Source organism: Sphingobacterium sp. MYb382 (assembly GCF_037572665.1).
Classification (GTDB): domain Bacteria; phylum Bacteroidota; class Bacteroidia; order Sphingobacteriales; family Sphingobacteriaceae; genus Sphingobacterium.
This window is the reverse complement of the sequence record NZ_JBBGZT010000009.1, coordinates 47,273-63,871: the sequence shown is the minus strand read 5'-3', so window position 1 is coordinate 63,871 and position 16,599 is coordinate 47,273. Positions and strand designations below refer to the sequence as shown.

15 protein-coding genes are annotated in these 16,599 nt (G+C 41.0%); 4 read left to right on the top strand and 11 right to left on the bottom strand.

Annotated elements, in window-relative coordinates:
• Position 1 precedes the first annotated feature (1 nt).
• The 8 genes from WH223_RS03280 to WH223_RS03245 all read right to left on the bottom strand — a co-directional run bounded on the left by WH223_RS03280 (position 2) and on the right by WH223_RS03245 (position 8,656).
• On the bottom strand, positions 2-910 hold the full coding sequence (locus WH223_RS03280) for a sugar transferase (RefSeq protein ID WP_340046101.1): 909 nt from the start codon (positions 908-910) through the stop codon (positions 2-4).
• Positions 911-1,552, bottom strand: coding sequence for a class I SAM-dependent methyltransferase (locus WH223_RS03275; RefSeq protein WP_340046100.1), 642 nt, complete (start codon positions 1,550-1,552; stop codon positions 911-913).
• Positions 1,553-1,683: 131 nt separating this feature from the next.
• Positions 1,684-3,018 (bottom strand): flippase, encoded by a 1,335-nt coding sequence (locus WH223_RS03270; RefSeq protein WP_340046099.1) that lies wholly within the window; start codon positions 3,016-3,018, stop codon positions 1,684-1,686.
• A 44-nt stretch (positions 3,019-3,062) separates the two neighbouring features.
• The gene (locus WH223_RS03265; protein ID WP_340046098.1) at positions 3,063-3,806 is read right to left on the bottom strand and encodes a DeoR/GlpR family DNA-binding transcription regulator; all 744 of its coding nucleotides are present in this window, start codon (positions 3,804-3,806) and stop codon (positions 3,063-3,065) included.
• Positions 3,807-3,830: 24 nt separating this feature from the next.
• Positions 3,831-5,108, bottom strand: a complete 1,278-nt coding sequence (locus WH223_RS03260; protein WP_340046097.1) for a hypothetical protein — start codon at positions 5,106-5,108, stop codon at positions 3,831-3,833.
• A 180-nt stretch (positions 5,109-5,288) separates the two neighbouring features.
• Entirely contained in the window at positions 5,289-6,014 is a 726-nt protein-coding gene (locus tag WH223_RS03255; RefSeq protein ID WP_340046096.1) for a YebC/PmpR family DNA-binding transcriptional regulator, read from the bottom strand.
• Between the two features lie 2 nt (positions 6,015-6,016).
• A complete protein-coding gene (locus WH223_RS03250; RefSeq protein ID WP_340046095.1) occupies positions 6,017-6,964 on the bottom strand; it encodes an NAD-dependent epimerase/dehydratase family protein in 948 nt (315 codons plus the stop codon).
• A gap of 33 nt (positions 6,965-6,997) precedes the next feature.
• Positions 6,998-8,656, bottom strand: a complete 1,659-nt coding sequence (locus WH223_RS03245; protein ID WP_340046094.1) for a lamin tail domain-containing protein — start codon at positions 8,654-8,656, stop codon at positions 6,998-7,000.
• 164 nt (positions 8,657-8,820) lie between these two features.
• On the opposite strand from WH223_RS03245, the gene WH223_RS03240 reads away from it, so the two are divergent.
• Positions 8,821-9,810 (top strand): aspartate-semialdehyde dehydrogenase, encoded by a 990-nt coding sequence (locus WH223_RS03240; RefSeq protein WP_340046093.1) that lies wholly within the window; start codon positions 8,821-8,823, stop codon positions 9,808-9,810.
• A 62-nt stretch (positions 9,811-9,872) separates the two neighbouring features.
• On the opposite strand, the gene pncA is transcribed toward WH223_RS03240, so the two are convergent.
• The 3 genes from pncA to WH223_RS03225 all read right to left on the bottom strand — a co-directional run bounded on the left by pncA (position 9,873) and on the right by WH223_RS03225 (position 12,680).
• Positions 9,873-10,463, bottom strand: coding sequence for a bifunctional nicotinamidase/pyrazinamidase (gene pncA / locus WH223_RS03235; protein WP_340046092.1), 591 nt, complete (start codon positions 10,461-10,463; stop codon positions 9,873-9,875).
• Between the two features lie 63 nt (positions 10,464-10,526).
• Positions 10,527-11,198, bottom strand: coding sequence for a response regulator transcription factor (locus WH223_RS03230; protein WP_340046091.1), 672 nt, complete (start codon positions 11,196-11,198; stop codon positions 10,527-10,529).
• Between the two features lie 21 nt (positions 11,199-11,219).
• Positions 11,220-12,680: a sensor histidine kinase gene (locus tag WH223_RS03225; protein WP_340046090.1), complete on the bottom strand. Its 1,461-nt coding sequence runs from the start codon at positions 12,678-12,680 to the stop codon at positions 11,220-11,222.
• Positions 12,681-12,797: 117 nt separating this feature from the next.
• Between WH223_RS03225 and WH223_RS03220 the strand changes: the two genes are divergently transcribed.
• The 3 genes from WH223_RS03220 to trhO all read left to right on the top strand — a co-directional run bounded on the left by WH223_RS03220 (position 12,798) and on the right by trhO (position 16,575).
• The gene (locus WH223_RS03220; RefSeq protein ID WP_340046089.1) at positions 12,798-14,171 is read left to right on the top strand and encodes a DUF4270 family protein; all 1,374 of its coding nucleotides are present in this window, start codon (positions 12,798-12,800) and stop codon (positions 14,169-14,171) included.
• Positions 14,172-14,174: 3 nt separating this feature from the next.
• The gene (locus WH223_RS03215) at positions 14,175-15,167 is read left to right on the top strand and encodes a Kelch repeat-containing protein (RefSeq protein ID WP_340046088.1); all 993 of its coding nucleotides are present in this window, start codon (positions 14,175-14,177) and stop codon (positions 15,165-15,167) included.
• 421 nt (positions 15,168-15,588) lie between these two features.
• Entirely contained in the window at positions 15,589-16,575 is a 987-nt protein-coding gene (gene trhO / locus WH223_RS03210; RefSeq protein ID WP_340046087.1) for an oxygen-dependent tRNA uridine(34) hydroxylase TrhO, read from the top strand.
• The last annotated feature ends 24 nt before the right edge of the window (positions 16,576-16,599 follow it).

Below are 16,599 nucleotides of genomic sequence, written 5' to 3'. Positions count from 1 at the left end.
TTTACTTTCTTTTGAATTTTTTCATCAAATAACGAACCAACCTCTCCAAAATATTCCCTTTTCGGTGGGTATAAAAATATTTTATGGCCTCGTATGCTTTCTTATGCTCTTCGATTTCTGTCGGGAAATACTTAACCCTACTGGTCTCTAATTCTACACGGTAGGCTTGATCCAAATCAGAGTGTGTTCCCGACCCATCGGTTCCAATATTTTGAGTCATCGAATGACGCGGATACAATACCAGTCCGTTTTTATTAAATACAGAAAGATACCAACGAATGGCCCAAGAGTTAATCTTACCTGCTTTGAACGCTTTAACCTGCTTCCAAAAATTCTCCGTCCCGTCGATTGTAAACCGTTTAATATCGCGATGTTTGAAGTCTGCCGTAAGTGCCTCTATATCGGGATTAAAATCATCCCATGCACGTTTCCAGGTCGCCCACCCCCAGCTGTTTGCCACACGGAAGAAAAACGTCTTCGGCAAACGTCGTGGGTATTGTACCGGATACATATAGCCACTAATCTGCATCACCCGCTCTGTATCGGCATAACAGTCTAACGCGTCATTAAAATAATGTAATGCCTGCGCCGATGTTTCCAAATCATCCTCTAGGACGATGATTCGTCCATGCTCATTCACAATACGTGTAACGCCATCAATAATATTATCGGCCAAGCCAATATTCTTGGTTCGCTCAATAATCGTAATGTGCTTAAACTCCCACGGTTCGCGAATAATAGCGCGCACCTGGTTCACAGACTCTATAGCATCTGCATTTTTCGGTCCATCCGAAATGATATATAATAAAGAAGACGATGCTAATGCATTCTTCTCTAGCGCAGCCAATGTCCGACGTGTATGTTTCGGTCGGTTATAGACAAATAAAACAATGGGTGCTAATTCTCGCATTTAAATTCCTAAACAGTTTTGATCTTTATAAAAAACGACGGTACTTTTATCATGTATCGCCCCAATAGCAATGCCAGAAAATGGAAGATAACGGAAACCTTTACTTTTCATAAAAGTAAAAGCCTCTTTATACTTCTCCCTTTCGGCATCATCTAAAATAATAACACCATTTTCCTTCAGCTTGTTTACAGCATTTTTAATACAAGCTACACGCTCACGACCATCTACCAAAACAACATCAAAAGACTGCTCTTCGCTGCTTATGGCATTTTGATAGGCGCCCTCGCCTAAAGGAATATAATGAATATTTACGTTATCTGGAAGATTATTTTGAATTATTCTATACCATTCTTCATTATGCTCAATGGAACGAACCGACGCTACTTGTTTAGCAAAAAACAGCGTAGAGTTTCCGGCTCCATACTCGTAAAGCGTCAGCCCTTTGTGTAGGCGTCCTTCCAAAAAATCCAAGAAAGAGTACGTTAACCAAGGTATAGGCTGACCATCAGGCGCTAAAGCCTGCTTCAGCTCATATGATTTCAACCAACCACGTTGCACAAAATAACCTTTTGCACTGAGCGACAATAGTCCTTTGAGTACCCTAAGGTTTAACAATGTGCTATAAGATCCTTGCTTTTTCATACATCTGTTTTACCCGAATCTAGTTAATAATTCTCAATCTAAGTGAAGATTTTTACGAAAACAACCAGTTTTCCAATAGAAAGACCGCTAACCTTCAAAAAGAGGTAAGCACAAGTAGCACAGCCTGTAAACTACCTTTTTTTACGCAGGTTTGAGATTAAGGAGATGAAAAATAAGGACCGCAGCAATAGATAACCTTGCTTACGTGTCTTAGGGAATAATAACAAAGAAAAAGTCGAGGTGGCCTGCGCCAATACATTTGCAAAAGCAGCACCAACCATCCCATATTGTGGGATAAGCCATAGATTGAACAAAATAATGGCTATAGCTCCCAAAAGAGTACGCAACAGGCTAATCTTGGTTAAACCTTCGGCAATTAAAAACTGACCGCTAGCGGTTCCTAAGAAGGCAAAAACACCAGCCCATGCATTCACTTGTAGCGCCGCTGCGCCCGGTAAAAACTCTGGTTTCAAGAAGGTACGATACAAAAATGGAGCAATCAAGGTAATCGTTAAGGCAATACCTACACTCACCACCACCATCAGATCGTACAGGTTAATCATCCGTTTTTGATAGAGCTCAGGCTGATTTTTGCGGAAATTCATAATCGCAGGAAAGAGCGCCGTGCTAATTGCCGTCGCCACAAAGAACCAACTTTCGGTATGTTGAGATACCACGCTATACACGCCGGAAACACTATTACCTTTCATCGTATCCAACATGATTTGTCCCACTTTCATGTATAAACTCACAAAAATTGCCGAAAAGGCTAAAGGCCATCCAAGCGTCAAAAGCTGCTTGGCTACCTTAGGATCATATTTCCAATTAAATATTGAATGGCCCTGACGTCGGTAATGATAAATATAACCGATTTGCAACAGCAGAACATCAATAACAAGCATGACAATGAAAGCATCGATAGGAGCCTTAAAAAGCACGAGAATAAGCTTCAGTGCTGCCGACAGGATGTTGGCCGTCACTTGAACAAACATGATTGTTTTCCCTTGAGCTTTAGACTGGAAGTAGCTATCGATAATCTGCGTAGCTTGCACCAAACAAATCAATGACATCACCGCCAGCTGCTTAAATGACGCTGCAGGTGCATTTTGCCCTATATTTTGAATGAAATAATAGGTCAAATAGATCATCGGTATAGCGACCAATCCGCCAATAAGACGTAGTCGCAGCGCCGAGCCCATTAGTTCATTTTCGCGTTCGGGATTTTGCAATAGCTGTCGTGTAACTAAGGCATCCGTACCTAACGTACAGATTCCCGTGAACAGCATAATCAATGGATAGTTGAGTGCACCCATAGATGCCGCGCCCAGATAATTGGGCAGTAGAAGTGCCGTCACCAGCATCTTGATAAATAATGAACCAACACGGGCCAGCATTAACCAGCCCGTATTTTTAAAATATTTATCAAATGCCGCCGGCGAAAAGCCAGGCAATGTAGGTATTCTCATCGTGTAGTTGGCCTCAAAAGGCCTTGAAACTTATTTATGCAAAATTACAATACCTTCAATGATTTTGCAAACTCGCTAAGTTTAGGGTTCGATGGTTCCAAGTCGGTCACCAAATAAGAAACATCGCGCAATGGTGCTACACGCATTTTCTGATTAGAGTTCAATTTCTCCGCGATACTTAAGATAACCACCTTCTGTGATGACTTAATCATAGCACGCTTTATTTGAACAACTTCCCAGTCGGAATCAGTAATACCTTCATCTACAGAAAGACTATTGGTTCCTAACAAACACAAGTCTACACGAATTTCAGAAAGCTCATTGATTACCTGCGCACCCGTCACAATATTTGTGTTGCGAGAGAGTCTGCCGCCCACAAGGATAACATCAATATTATCTTTTTCGGCTAACTCTAATGCAACCAAAGGACTGATGGTAAAAAATGTACATTGTACATCATTTGGAATCAAGCGTGCGAGCTCAATCATAGTGGTACCACCACCCACCAGAACAGTCATTCCATTTTGTATAAGTGAAATTGCTTTTTTGGCAATTTCTTTTTTAGACTCCTTTGCGTAAACGTTCCCGTCCTGAAACGGAAACTGAAAAGACTTGGACAATGCGCCACCATATACTTTAAGAACTTGACCGTTCTCCGCCAATTCATTCAAATCTCTACGGATTGTATCCTCAGAAACATTTAACTGCACGCTTAAGTCCGAGGACAATACTTTATTGTGCAGATTAATCTGATGAATGATATAGGCCTGTCTTTCTTCCTTTAACATGTTTAATTAATTAGTTTATATATTTTATTCTTGTCCTGATGACGTATCATCGGATGATTTATTCTTGGTTACACCGGCCTTAAAACGAGGTTTAAAACCGAGTGGTTTACTTGTTGCGGGTACTTCCTCCGAAGGAGAAGTAGACTCTTCAATTTTACCTTCCTCTACAGGAGCGCTTGCCGCAGCTGGTTTTGTAACACCCGCTTTGAAACGTGGCGTAAAGCCTGCCGGCTTACTTGCAGCTACTGCCGGTACTTCCTCCGAAGGAGAAGTCGATGCTTCAATTTTATCTTCCTCTACAGAAGCACTTGCCTCAGCTGGTTTTGTAACACCCGCTTTGAAACGTGGCGTAAAGCCCGCCGGCTTACTTGCAGCTACTGCTGGAACTTCCTCCGAAGGGGAAGTCGGTTCTTCAATTTTATCTTCCTCTACAGAAGCGCTTGCCACAGCTGGTTTTGTAACACCCGCTTTGAAACGTGGCGTAAAGCCTGCCGGCTTACTTGCAGCTACTGCTGTTACTTCCTCCGAAGGAGAAGTAGATTCTTCAATTTTATCTTCCTCTACAGAAGCGCTTGCCGCAGCTGGTTTTGTAACACCCGCTTTGAAACGTGGTGTAAAGCCTGCCGGCTTACTAGCTGCTACTGTAGGTACTTCCTCCGAAGAAGGAGTAGATGTTTCAACGTTAGCATCTGCTACAGGAGCGCTTGGCTCTACTGGTTTTGTAACACCCGCTTTGAAACGTGGCGTAAAGCCTGCCGGCTTACTAGCAGCTACCGCTGGTACTTCCTCCGAAGGGGAAGTAGACTCCTCAACGTTATCATCTGCTACAGGAGCACTTGCCGCAGTTGGTTTTGTAACACCTGCTTTGAAACGTGGCTTAAAGCCTGCCGGCTTACTAGCAGCTACTGCTGGTACTTCCTCCGAAGGGGAAGTAGACTCCTCAACGTTATCATCTGCTACAGGAGCACTTGGCTCTACTGGTTTCGCGACACCTGCTGCTTTGAAACGTGGCTTAAAGCCTGCCGGCTTACTAGTTGCTGTTACTTCCTCCGAAGGAGAAATAGGAACGGCGGGTAAATCGGAGACAACAGCTACCTTTTCGACAACCTGAACGACAGGTTTATCAACAAGATGGTAATCCTTCCGCAACTTATTAAACCAAAATTTTTTTGAATGATCGAAGCTTTTCGCTCCCATCTGTGCAAAATGGTTTTCAAACTCCGCATATAGAGCTTCATTGTCTTGCTGAAGCAAAGACAAATCAATTTTCTTTTTCTCGAAAAACTCCTCGAACGTTACCATGTTAATATAAAAAGATGCCTCATAAGGAAGAGTATTTATCTTTAGGTATGCTCCCAACAAATAGATTCTCTTCGCAAACCAGAATTGTTCTCCTAAACAGTTCCTTAAAAAACTAAAAATAGCAATTAATAATAAAAAAGAGGGCCATGGCCCTCTTTTTTATTAGAATACTTTTAAATATTAGTCCATATTGTGATATACGGCCTGAACATCATCATCCTCTTCAATTTTATCGATAAGCTTTAATACGTCTGCAGCTTGTTCTTCCGTCAAAGATGTTTGAGATAAAGAGATACGCTCTAATTTCGCAGAAGAAACTTCAATACCTTTTTCTTCCAATAAACTCTGCATATTTCCGAAATCCTCAAAAGAAGTTTGTACCACAACGATATCTTTTCCTTCTTCATCCGACTCTAGATACAACTCTTCCAAACCACCGTCAATCAGTTCAAGCTCTAGCTCTTCAACTTCTAAATCTTCGGCTGCAGCAAATCTAAAGATAGACTTACGCTGAAAGATAAAATCCAACGAACCAGTTTTCCCTAAAGAACCACCAGATTTCGTGAAATAACTTCTAATATTAGCGACAGTACGGTTGGTATTATCCGTTGCAGTCTCGATTAATACAGGAACGCCGTGTGGCCCGTATCCTTCGTATACATACTCTTCATAGCCTTTAGCATCTTTTTCGGAAGCTCTTTTTATAGCTGCTTCCACACGATCTTTAGGCATATTTACAGCTTTCGCATTCTGGATAGCTGTACGTAAACGTGAGTTATTCTCTGGGTGTGGCCCGCCCTCTTTTACCGCAATGGCAATCTCTTTACCAAGACGTGTAAACTGAACGGCCATTTTTGCCCAGCGTTTAAATTTTCTTTCTTTTCTGAATTCAAAGGCTCTACCCATTGTTAAATGTTTGTTTTGAGATTTTCGATCATATCTTTTGTCATCGCCGCTAAGTCAAAAGTTGGCTTCCATGCCCAATCTTTACGCGCATAGCTGTCATCGATACTTGCTGGCCAAGAGTCAGCAATGGCTTGACGAGGGTCATTCTCGACATAAGACAATTCAAAATTAGGAAGAATTTTTTTAATTTCTTCAGCAATCATCTGTGGGGTAAAGGATATACCTGCTAAATTATAGCTCGAACGAATTGTTAACTGCTCTTCTGGAGCATCCATCAATTCGATGGTTCCACGCACAGCATCGTCCATATATAACATCGGCAGTTCGGTATTTGCCGACAAGAAGCTTGCGTACTTACCTGACTTCAGCGCCTCAAAGAAAATATGTACAGCATAGTCTGTTGTACCTCCTCCTGGTGCTGTACGCCAAGATATAATTCCAGGGTAGCGTACACTACGAATATCTAAACCATATTTTTGGTGGTAATATTCACATAAACGCTCGCCAGCCAATTTACTGATTCCATAGATACTGTTCGGATCCATTACACAGTATTGTGCTGTCTGCTGCTTAGGTGAATTCGGGCCAAAAACAGCAATAGAGCTTGGCCAAAATATTTTTTTAATACCCAACTCTACAGCTAAATCTAATACATTTAATAAGCCATTCATGTTGAGATCCCAGGCTTTCTGCGGATATTGCTCACCTGTAGCCGATAGCATTGCTGCTAAAAGATAAATCTGTGTGGGTTTATACTTTTCCAACAGCGCTTTCACTGCCGGTTTATCTAAGACATTAATCGTTTCAAAAATCGCGCCCGCCACTTCTTCGGCAGGAGGTCTAATATCAGAAGTAATGACATTCTCTGGGCCAAATTTCTGGCGGAGGGCAACAGCCAATTCAGATCCGATCTGACCGTTAGCACCAATCATAATAATACGCTCTTTCATTGCTACAAAGATAGTTCATTTTTTACTCATCTGTCAATAGTTACTTAAACGATTCAGCAAGACGAAACCCTCTTTAAACGATTGAAAATGACCAGACGAATTATAGAGCTCTACGTAGCAAATATAAATGCCCGAAGGGCTCTGTTTTCCACCTTCATCCAAGCCGTCCCACCGTACTTCTCCCTGTCTACCTGTGCTTTTATTGCGTACTAAGCGATTCACCAACCACCCTTGGTCATTATATATCGTCACATTCATCATGGCGTTATCCAAGGAAAAGGAATAACCAATAATTAAAAAATCTTCATCACCATCCGCATCTGGGGAGAAGGTTCTACGCTCTAAAAAAAGTTTATTTTTTTCATCTTCTTCAACTTTAGTAACGGAATTTACATAACCTGGAGTCGCCCCACCTGACAAAACGGAGGCCGAAGTAAAAGTTCCTGCTGCATTTGTCTCCAAATCATAGCCCTGTCGCTCCAAAGAAATACCTTTGGCATTCACCAAAAAAGGCTGATGCATACTCGCGCTATAAAACAAACTATCGACTGGTACTCCTTCTTTATTTTTCAGCAGGACGACACCTCGCTCATTGGGGAACGCAGGTATAGCAGGCATTTCCAAAAAATAATCTCGTGCAGCTTTAGGATAATCCTGTACGACTAAAGCGCTCGATGTTGTCAAGACGCAGAATGCACCAGGTTCTAAAAAATAACTAGCGCTCGTCAATAGTCGATTTCCGAGCAACCACCCTGCTAAATCTACAATCTTCGACGACCGATTATAAATCTCAACAAAATCTACGCCGCCCACCTTCGGATTAAAAAGTACCTCATTGATGATAAGATCTCGAAAACCAACTTCCGAAGAGTTAAATAAGACAAGGGACTGACTATACGTGACATCACAAAAACGTAAATCAACGAGGTCTAAAATTATTTTTTTATCCGTAACAAGCGGACTGGAAAGCTGCAAGATAAGGTCGTTGCTATCCCGTTGAATATCCACAATCTGTGCACTTTGCTCGGACAACTGAAAATTACCTACATGCAAAGCCCCAAGTACGGAAAGGGGAAGTCCAAAACTTAAACGAACTGACCTCTCATCTACAGACTTCACCAAAGCAGCTAGTGGCGGTATGAAACTATCTTTTGCTACGGAATTTCGCTCCCCGGGTGTCCCCCCTATGGCAGACTCAGACTCTCCCCAACTTTGCGCCAAATTGCAGGGGTAGCTTGGGTCGATACGCTCTAAGCTCCACCCTCCTTGCCGCTTGCTGGCCGTCTTAAACCACCGATTGCTATAGCTTAATTCATCCTGAACAACTCCCGATGCGTTAAACAAACGAATCGTCCCCTCACTGTTGTTCAATACCCGCCAAGGAGAGAGTACGGCTACATTCCCAAAAACAGAAAAAGAATCCGCTCCCGTTTCACTCACTAAAATAAGATACTGCTTGGGGGCTAGATTGCGGTCGGGCAATGAACTGCGAGCATTTCCAACCTGCAGGTGATACCCCACCAAAGAAAGGCTTTCGGTCCCATAATTGTACAATTCTATATATTCATAGGCTGGAAGCCGTCCATTATTCGGATTAGCCATCACTTCGCTGATGCAAATTTGGCCTTGCACCTCCAATGCCAAAATTGAAAATATCAGACTTAAGACTGCGATATTTTGAGCAATTCTCATAAAAACAAGCCTGTTTATAGCAAAAACTCAAACACGAAGGAGATATAAAAGAAAAATTGTATTTAATAATTAGAAAAGAATCGGCTTATTTCGTATGTTTGGTTTCTTTCAAATAAATGTAACATTATTTATTTAGTATTCAACCATAAAAACACAGTAACAGTATGAAAGTCGCAGTAGTAGGGGCAACTGGCCTTGTAGGGTCAGAAATCTTGACCGTTTTAGCGGAGCGTAATTTCCCGGTAACAGAATTAATTCCTGTAGCATCAGAGAAGAGCAAGGGTAAGGAAATTGAGTTCAAGGGAAAGAAGTATAAGGTTGTCACTGCGAAGGAAGCTATCGAATTGAAGCCAAATGTTGCTTTATTTTCTGCTGGTGGTGAAACGTCGACGGAGTATGCTCCCTTATTTGCGGAAGCAGGAATCACCGTTATCGACAACTCTTCAGCTTGGCGTATGGATCCTACAAAAAAATTAGTAGTTCCAGAGGTAAACGGTGATGTGTTGACAGCAGATGACAAAATCATTGCTAACCCAAATTGTTCAACGATACAAATGGTTGTGGTTTTACAACCGCTTCACGAGAAGTATAAAATTAAACGTGTTGTTGTTTCTACTTACCAATCGGTTACAGGAACAGGCGTTAAGGCTGTAAACCAGCTTAACGACGAGCGCGCAGGTATTGATGGCGAGAAAGCATATCCTTACCAAATCGACCTTAACGTAATTCCTCATATCGATGTTTTCCAAGATAATGGCTACACGAAAGAGGAAATGAAAATGATTAAGGAGACCAATAAAATTATGCAGGACGATAGTATCCGTGTTACAGCAACAACGGTACGTATCCCTGTTATTGGTGGTCACTCCGAGGCGGTAAACATTGAGTTTGAAAATGACTTTGACTTAGCGGAAGTTCGTGAGTTATTGGCAGCACAAACAGGAGTTATCGTTGTCGATGATCCTGCAAACCTTAAATACCCAATGCCAAAAGATGCACATGGTAAAGATGAGGTGTTTGTTGGCCGTATCCGTCGTGATGAGTCGCAAGACAAAACATTAAACTTATGGGTAGTTGCGGATAACCTTAGAAAAGGAGCCGCAACAAATGCGGTACAAATCGCAGAGCTTTTAAACAAAAAAGCACTTATCTAATTCTGAATCCATTTTACGATCAAATAAAAAGGGGCTCTCATGTATGTGAAAGCCCCTTTTGCTTACCTGAATTTTCCGCCTGCAGCGATAAATTCTTGCTTCTTCTCGCTATAGCCGACCTCGTCGATGGCCTTCGTTGCCTCACTAATAATAAAGGTTGAAAAAACTTCCTTCAAGCTATCCATCGCGGTAAAGAACACACAAAAATCGGCCGCAAGGCCACATACATAGACCTCACCTACTCCACGTTCTTTCAGATAGCCCGATAAACCAATAGCATGCAAATGGCCGTTATCATAAAAACCGGAGTAGCTATCAATTTCGGAGTTCATTCCTTTTCGAAAGGTGGCAGCGATGCGGTTGGTATCAAGGGCCGATGAAAACTCAGCCCCCTGGCTGCCTTGCACACAATGATCTGGCCATAAGACCTGCTGCAGATCCCTCAGCATAATCACCTCATAAGGAGACTTTCCTTCATGCATAGAAGCAAAGCTTTTATGATTGGCGGGATGCCAATCTTGGGTAGCAACCACAAGGTCAAAATCAGCCTGTATTTTGTTTACCAACGGAATAATGAGGTCACCACCTGCAACGGGCAAACTTCCGCCAGGCAAAAAATCATTTTGTATATCTACGAGTATCAGGGCTTTCATCAGCATATATTTTGGGTAGCTCGGTTTATGACTACAAGCTACTAGAAAATCATAAGCTGCAAATTAATCAATCGTCAGAATATATCCAACTCCGCGAATATTCGTGATTTTTATGCGTTCATCCTGCATAAGATGTTTACGAATACGGCTGATAAATACATCGAGACTACGCCCTGTAAAATAGGTATCATCGCTCCAATAGGCTTTGATAATCTCTTCACGTGGAACGACGCGATCCTTCTGTTCATACAGCCTTCGCAGTAGTTCGCTCTCCCGAAAAGAAAGCTTCTCCTGCTGATCGCCATAGCTTAATATAGATTTCAAAGTGTCCAACCCATAATCCCCGATTTGGTAAAACTTACCGCCTTGCTGAACAATACGTTTCGTCAACGACTGAATACGGACCACCAATTCCTCAATTTTAAAAGGCTTACGCACATAATCATTAGCGCCTGTATGAAAACCCTTAACCACATCTTCCGTTTGCGTCAATGCCGTTAAAAATAAAATGGGCGTGAAAGTATCAACCTTTCTAATCTCTTCCGCTACGGTAAAGCCATCCATCAAAGGCATCATCACATCCAACACGATAATATCGGGCTTACGCTGATCAAAAGCAGCAAGGGCATCACGTCCATTTTCACGATGACGCACCGCAAAGCCATGTGCTTCTAAACTATCAGAAACAATCATCGCCAAACTGGCTTCATCTTCGACATATAAAATATCAATCATCTGTTCTATCTTTTTTCAAGCTTACTTCATCCCTAATTCATCCGTGTCGACAGGCTTATCATTCGGAATCACCACCGTAAAGGTACTTCCCTCACCTAAGGCACTGGAAACACCTACCTGCCCACCATGCTGCTCCACAACCTGCTTGACGTAGGCAAGACCCAAGCCAAACCCTTTCACAGCATGTAAATTCCCTTCCGGCACCCGATACAACATATCGAATATATGCTTATGATGGCTTGGATGAATCCCCATTCCTTTATCTTCAATCTCCAAAGTAACAGCCTCATCGTTCTCCTGAAGTTCAACGTGAATACGAACAGGCTCTTCAGAATATTTTATGGCATTGTCCAACAGATTGGTTACCACATTACGAATATGTGCTTCATCTGCATAAATCCATACTTCCGACTGATTAAAAGCCTTTGTAATCTGCACTTCTTTTTTCGAAGATAGCTGCGCCGCTTCAATATTTGTATCCAGCAAAGCGACAAAGTCGAAAGTTCCTTTATGTAATACAACACCCTTCCCTTCGTCCACATTAAGCTGTAAAACAGTCTCTATCATGTGGTGTAGGTGTTCTAACTCGTGCTTAGAGACCTCCAGATAACGCTCCATTTTTGCACGATCATCTTTAGCAACATAAAACTGAATAGCCTCAATCGCAGCCATTACAGTAGCAACGGGAGTCTTCAGCTCATGCGTCATGTTGTTGACAAAAGATTTACGCAGCAGCGCTAATTCATTTTGCTTCTTTATCGTCTGCAAAAGGTAAACAAAAGTTCCTAACATTGCTGTCAATAAGAACAACGAAAACAATAGCTGCCAGCCCATTTTTGCTAAAAAATAAGACCAGGGCTGCTGGAACTTGCCAATTAAGTACTCATTGATGGAAGGATTTACTAAAATAGGCCGCGTTAACAGGTTTACTTTCCGCACCTCTTGACCATAATATTGGTCAAATTCTTCGGGTTTTATCTCCTCCAACTTAAGCTCAAAAGCCACTTTAATACCATTGCGTGCCAATGATTGGGTTAATCTAGATTCCAAAGAATCTAAAAGCTCTGGTGTAAAATCTATTTTTTCCAATAGGTACCAAGGCAATAGCTGCTCTGGCGACTCTTTGCTGCGTCCCGTACTTTGTTTCATCTTACGGTTGTAAAGCGTGCGATAAGAAACGGTGTCTAGCGCATTACGGAGCTTGGCGATTTCTACCTGCGGGTATACCTTTTGCACCAGATCTAACCAGGGCTTAAACTTCCGTGCATTTTCTCCAGGATGGGCGTGTTCCTTCTTCCATTGCACCGTGGAGGCATTCTGCGCATAATTTTGCAACACATTGAGCAAAGAACGCTCGGCTAGTCCGAGAAAAAGTTCTTGCCGATTCTTATAGCTACCATAGAGCCAAATAGACAGCACCAGAACCGTCCCAGCGGCCGTAAGGGCTATAATTACGAGGAGTATTTTAAACTTTTTTAACATTATTAATACAAATTAAAATCATTAGATTTGCAACACATAAGGAATAGGATACTTTTAACAAAATATAACACTGATTAACAGTTCCATTTCATTACTTTTGCCAGTCAAATGTTAAATATGAATCAATTTTTGAAGAAGAGGCTATACTTTATTGCGCTGCCAATTTTTACACTAATAACCGTAAGTGCTTGTAATAAGGATATGAGTGTCATGCTAGACAACTCGGCAACCGATAATGTGGGTGTGTCATTTATTGATTCATTTACAGTAAACACCTCGACGGTACAATTAGACAACTTACCTTCCGCTGGAACGGGTAGTATTATTGTAGGTAGAGCAGAAGTTCCAAATATTGGAACCCTATCTTCAACATCCTATTTTCCAATTGGTTTTACAAGTTTCGAAAACAACATTCCACAGACTGCGGTATTTGATTCACTTAGTTTAGTTCTAAGAACACAACGAGCTAAATATTACTACGGTGATACAACAAGCACACAAAAGATCAATGTTCACCGCTTAACACAGACTCTTGAAAACCAAGATCTATTAAGTGGAATACAGAATAAAAATATTCCTATTTACATTACAGGTCCAAATATCTTTACTAAACAGAAATTTGACTATGCAGCAAGCCCAATAGGCAGTGTAACCTTTGCACCTAGAGTACGTGCACTAGATTCATTAAACATTCGTCTATCAAACAGCATAGGTCAGGAAATTTTTGATATGATTCGCGCAAACGATATTAAAGTTGCATCGAATGACAATTTTCAAGAATATTTTAAGGGACTAGCTATTGTGCCTGATGCAGGTAACACAACAACATTAGCCTTCAACGATACGATACAATTCAAAATAAACTACAGCTATACTGGTACAGACGGTTTCAAAAAAACAGAAGCTAAAATATTAAGTATTACGCAGAAGCACCTGCAGTTTAATAATGTTGAATACGACAGAAAAGGAACAGCTTTTGCGGATCTTTCTGTAAGCAAAAACGAAATAAAAACGACAGCAACAGCCGGTGTAACGTTGATGCAAGCAGGAACAGGTGTTGTAGCGAAAATGTCATTCCCTTCGTTAAAAGAGTTTTTAATGGATGAAAACCTTTCTGTAAACAAAGCGGAATTAGTTATTGAGACCTCAACACCTAGCACAAATACGATGTACCCTATTCCAGGGGCCTTGATGCTTTTTGTTGCCGATCATGATAATATTCCAATTAGTTTTATTTCCTCACCTTATGGCACAGGAATACAACAAGCAGGATTTATCCCGGGTAATCAAACAGGAAAAAACGGCACATATACGTTTAACTTGATTAATTACTTAAAAAGCTTGAAGTCAACATCATCATTTGATGATAAAAGTTTATTCTTAAGCGTACCAAGTCCAGGGCTATTTAGCACTTTTAACACGACTTTTATCGCGACGGAAAATGCAAAACCAAAAATTAAATTGAATATATTGTACACTAAATTTAGATAATTTATGAATAAGAAAAATTGGCTATCGTTGATTTTAGTATGCGCTATTGCTCTTACGTCATTCAACTCTTGTAGCAAAAAAGACAACGACGACGATGATGGGCCTACAGAGTGGGAAAGATCAATCGTGTTCAAAAACGATCCTAGAAACGGTGCCGCATCCTTTACGATCAACAATGTTGCCTATGTGGTTGGTGGTTATGTGAAAAATGATGGTGTCGTAAATGATGGATCTTCATTTAATGGTACAACATGGACGGATATCGCTGATTTCCCTGGAACAAAACGTCAAATGGCGACAGGTTTCTCAATCGACGGTGTTGGTTATGTAGGTTTAGGTTCTACAGGAACTGACGACCTTAAAGATTTCTACAAATTTGAGCCAGCGAAAAATACATGGACAAAAATTGCAGACTTCCCAGGTAATGCGCGTTACGGTGCAGTAGCTTTCACATTAGGAAAGATTGCATACGTAGGTTTAGGTTCTACTAAAACAGATTCTAAATTTAGTGATTTCTACAAATATGACCCTGCTACAGACCAATGGACAGAAATTTCTGTTCCTTTCAAATACAAAAAAGCATTTGCTTTCACTTTCGTGATTGGCAATAAAGCTTATGTAGGTGGTGGCTATGCAAACAGTGCAAATCTTCCTGAAGATTTCTACTCTTTCGATGGTACCAACTGGACTGCTTTAGGTGATCTTAAGAGAGATGATGATGGTAAAACATATGACGTTAGAAAATACAATGCTGGTGCTTTCGTAATCGGAAACACAGGCTATGTAGTTAGTGGAAAAAGCGGTGCTAGTATCACAAATACAGTATGGGCTTACGATCCATCAACAGACACGTGGAATGACAAACACCAATCACTTCCTTTCGATGCGCGTGAAAAATCAGTATCTTTCTCTTTAAATGGTAAAGGATATATCAGCACAGGCGTGAATGGTTCATTCATCTTCGATAACACATTGGTATTTACACCAGTTCGCTAATAAAAAATCGAACAATATATTAGAAAAGCCGTTCAAGAGATTGAACGGCTTTTTTATGTCTAAAAAATAGTGATACCACTACGATTTGCTTTTCACCTTTTCCTTGCAGATGACGTCTGGAGGTGATTATTCTTTGAAAACAACACAATCGATGTTGCTGAACAAGTTCTTTCCATGCAGTAATGGGGCCTTGTCCAATGGTAAAAGGCGCTACAGATTCCTATTGTATAACTCATACGAACTTCCCAATCGCCTCACCTTTTTTGCTCTCGCGAAAGAATATACAGCGCCATCACAAGTACAAAACGGTCTATTTTCAAAAAGTGATAGCCATCAATTTTTGCTAGTCATTTTTTCTTACCTTTGTACCGTAATATATTGTTTAACACATTAAACGCCGTTTGCAGCGGTATCAATGCATATGAGTAACTATCAAACCCTGCTGTACTATTGCTACAGCCATATCGAGAACGCCGAACAATTTGCGGTTGATCACTTAGAATTTTGTAAATCGTTAAACCTTGTTGGTCGTATTATCGTTGCCGATGAAGGGTTAAATGGTACTGTTTCTGGAAGACCAGAGGACTGCAAAAGCTATATGGAAGCCATACATGCGGACGAGCGTTTTGCAAAAACAGAGTTTAAAATTGACGAAGTAGAAGAGCTTTCTTTCATTAAGATGCACTGTCGTTATAAACCTGAGATCGTACACTCTGGCCTTCGTGACCCTAAAGAAATCGACCCAAACATACAAACAGGTATCCACTTGGAGCCAAAGGATTTCATGGAAATGAAAGATCGTGACGATGTTGTTATTTTGGATGTACGTTCAAACTACGAACATAACGTTGGTCGATTCAAAAATGCGGTAACGTTAGATATCGAAAACTTCCGTGAATTTCCAGAAAAAATAAAAGAGCTCGAACAATACAAAGGCAAGAAAGTTCTTACCTACTGTACGGGTGGTATCAAGTGTGAAAAGGCATCTGCCCTTTTATTAAAAGAAGGATTTGAAGATGTATACCAATTGCATGGTGGTATTATTAAGTATGGTAAAGAAGCTGGAGGAAAAGACTTTGAAGGTGAATGTTACGTATTTGATAACCGCGTTACGGTTGATGTAAACTCCGTAAACCCATCGATTATCTCTACATGTAAAAACTGTGGAACGATTTCTTCAAAGATGATTAACTGTGCAAACGCGCTATGTAACGAGCATTTCACGCAATGTGATGCTTGTGGATGGGAAATGAATGGCTGTTGTTCGGATGCTTGTAAAGCACAACCTAATAACCGAGAGTATGACGGAACGGGTTACTATGTAAAAGTGCCACAACCAGTGAACCTCGATAAGATCAGTAAGAGAAAACACAAAAACTTCCCGCCGAAGGCTGAAGTTGAAGCATAAAGAAAAAGGCGATGATTTTAAAAA

Coding starts and splice junctions, on each gene's coding strand:
- WH223_RS03220 (WP_340046089.1), top strand. CDS start 12,798: ATGAATCAATTTTTGAAGAAGAGGCTATACTTTATTGCGCTGCCAATT.
- WH223_RS03255 (WP_340046096.1), bottom strand. CDS start 6,014: ATGGGTAGAGCCTTTGAATTCAGAAAAGAAAGAAAATTTAAACGCTGG.
- WH223_RS03270 (WP_340046099.1), bottom strand. CDS start 3,018: ATGAGAATACCTACATTGCCTGGCTTTTCGCCGGCGGCATTTGATAAA.
- WH223_RS03245 (WP_340046094.1), bottom strand. CDS start 8,656: ATGAGAATTGCTCAAAATATCGCAGTCTTAAGTCTGATATTTTCAATT.
- WH223_RS03260 (WP_340046097.1), bottom strand. CDS start 5,108: ATGGTAACGTTCGAGGAGTTTTTCGAGAAAAAGAAAATTGATTTGTCT.
- WH223_RS03225 (WP_340046090.1), bottom strand. CDS start 12,680: ATGTTAAAAAAGTTTAAAATACTCCTCGTAATTATAGCCCTTACGGCC.
- WH223_RS03250 (WP_340046095.1), bottom strand. CDS start 6,964: ATGAAAGAGCGTATTATTATGATTGGTGCTAACGGTCAGATCGGATCT.
- WH223_RS03230 (WP_340046091.1), bottom strand. CDS start 11,198: ATGATTGATATTTTATATGTCGAAGATGAAGCCAGTTTGGCGATGATT.
- trhO (WP_340046087.1), top strand. CDS start 15,589: ATGAGTAACTATCAAACCCTGCTGTACTATTGCTACAGCCATATCGAG.
- WH223_RS03265 (WP_340046098.1), bottom strand. CDS start 3,806: ATGTTAAAGGAAGAAAGACAGGCCTATATCATTCATCAGATTAATCTG.
- WH223_RS03280 (WP_340046101.1), bottom strand. CDS start 910: ATGCGAGAATTAGCACCCATTGTTTTATTTGTCTATAACCGACCGAAA.
- WH223_RS03275 (WP_340046100.1), bottom strand. CDS start 1,552: ATGAAAAAGCAAGGATCTTATAGCACATTGTTAAACCTTAGGGTACTC.
- WH223_RS03215 (WP_340046088.1), top strand. CDS start 14,175: ATGAATAAGAAAAATTGGCTATCGTTGATTTTAGTATGCGCTATTGCT.
- WH223_RS03240 (WP_340046093.1), top strand. CDS start 8,821: ATGAAAGTCGCAGTAGTAGGGGCAACTGGCCTTGTAGGGTCAGAAATC.
- pncA (WP_340046092.1), bottom strand. CDS start 10,463: ATGAAAGCCCTGATACTCGTAGATATACAAAATGATTTTTTGCCTGGC.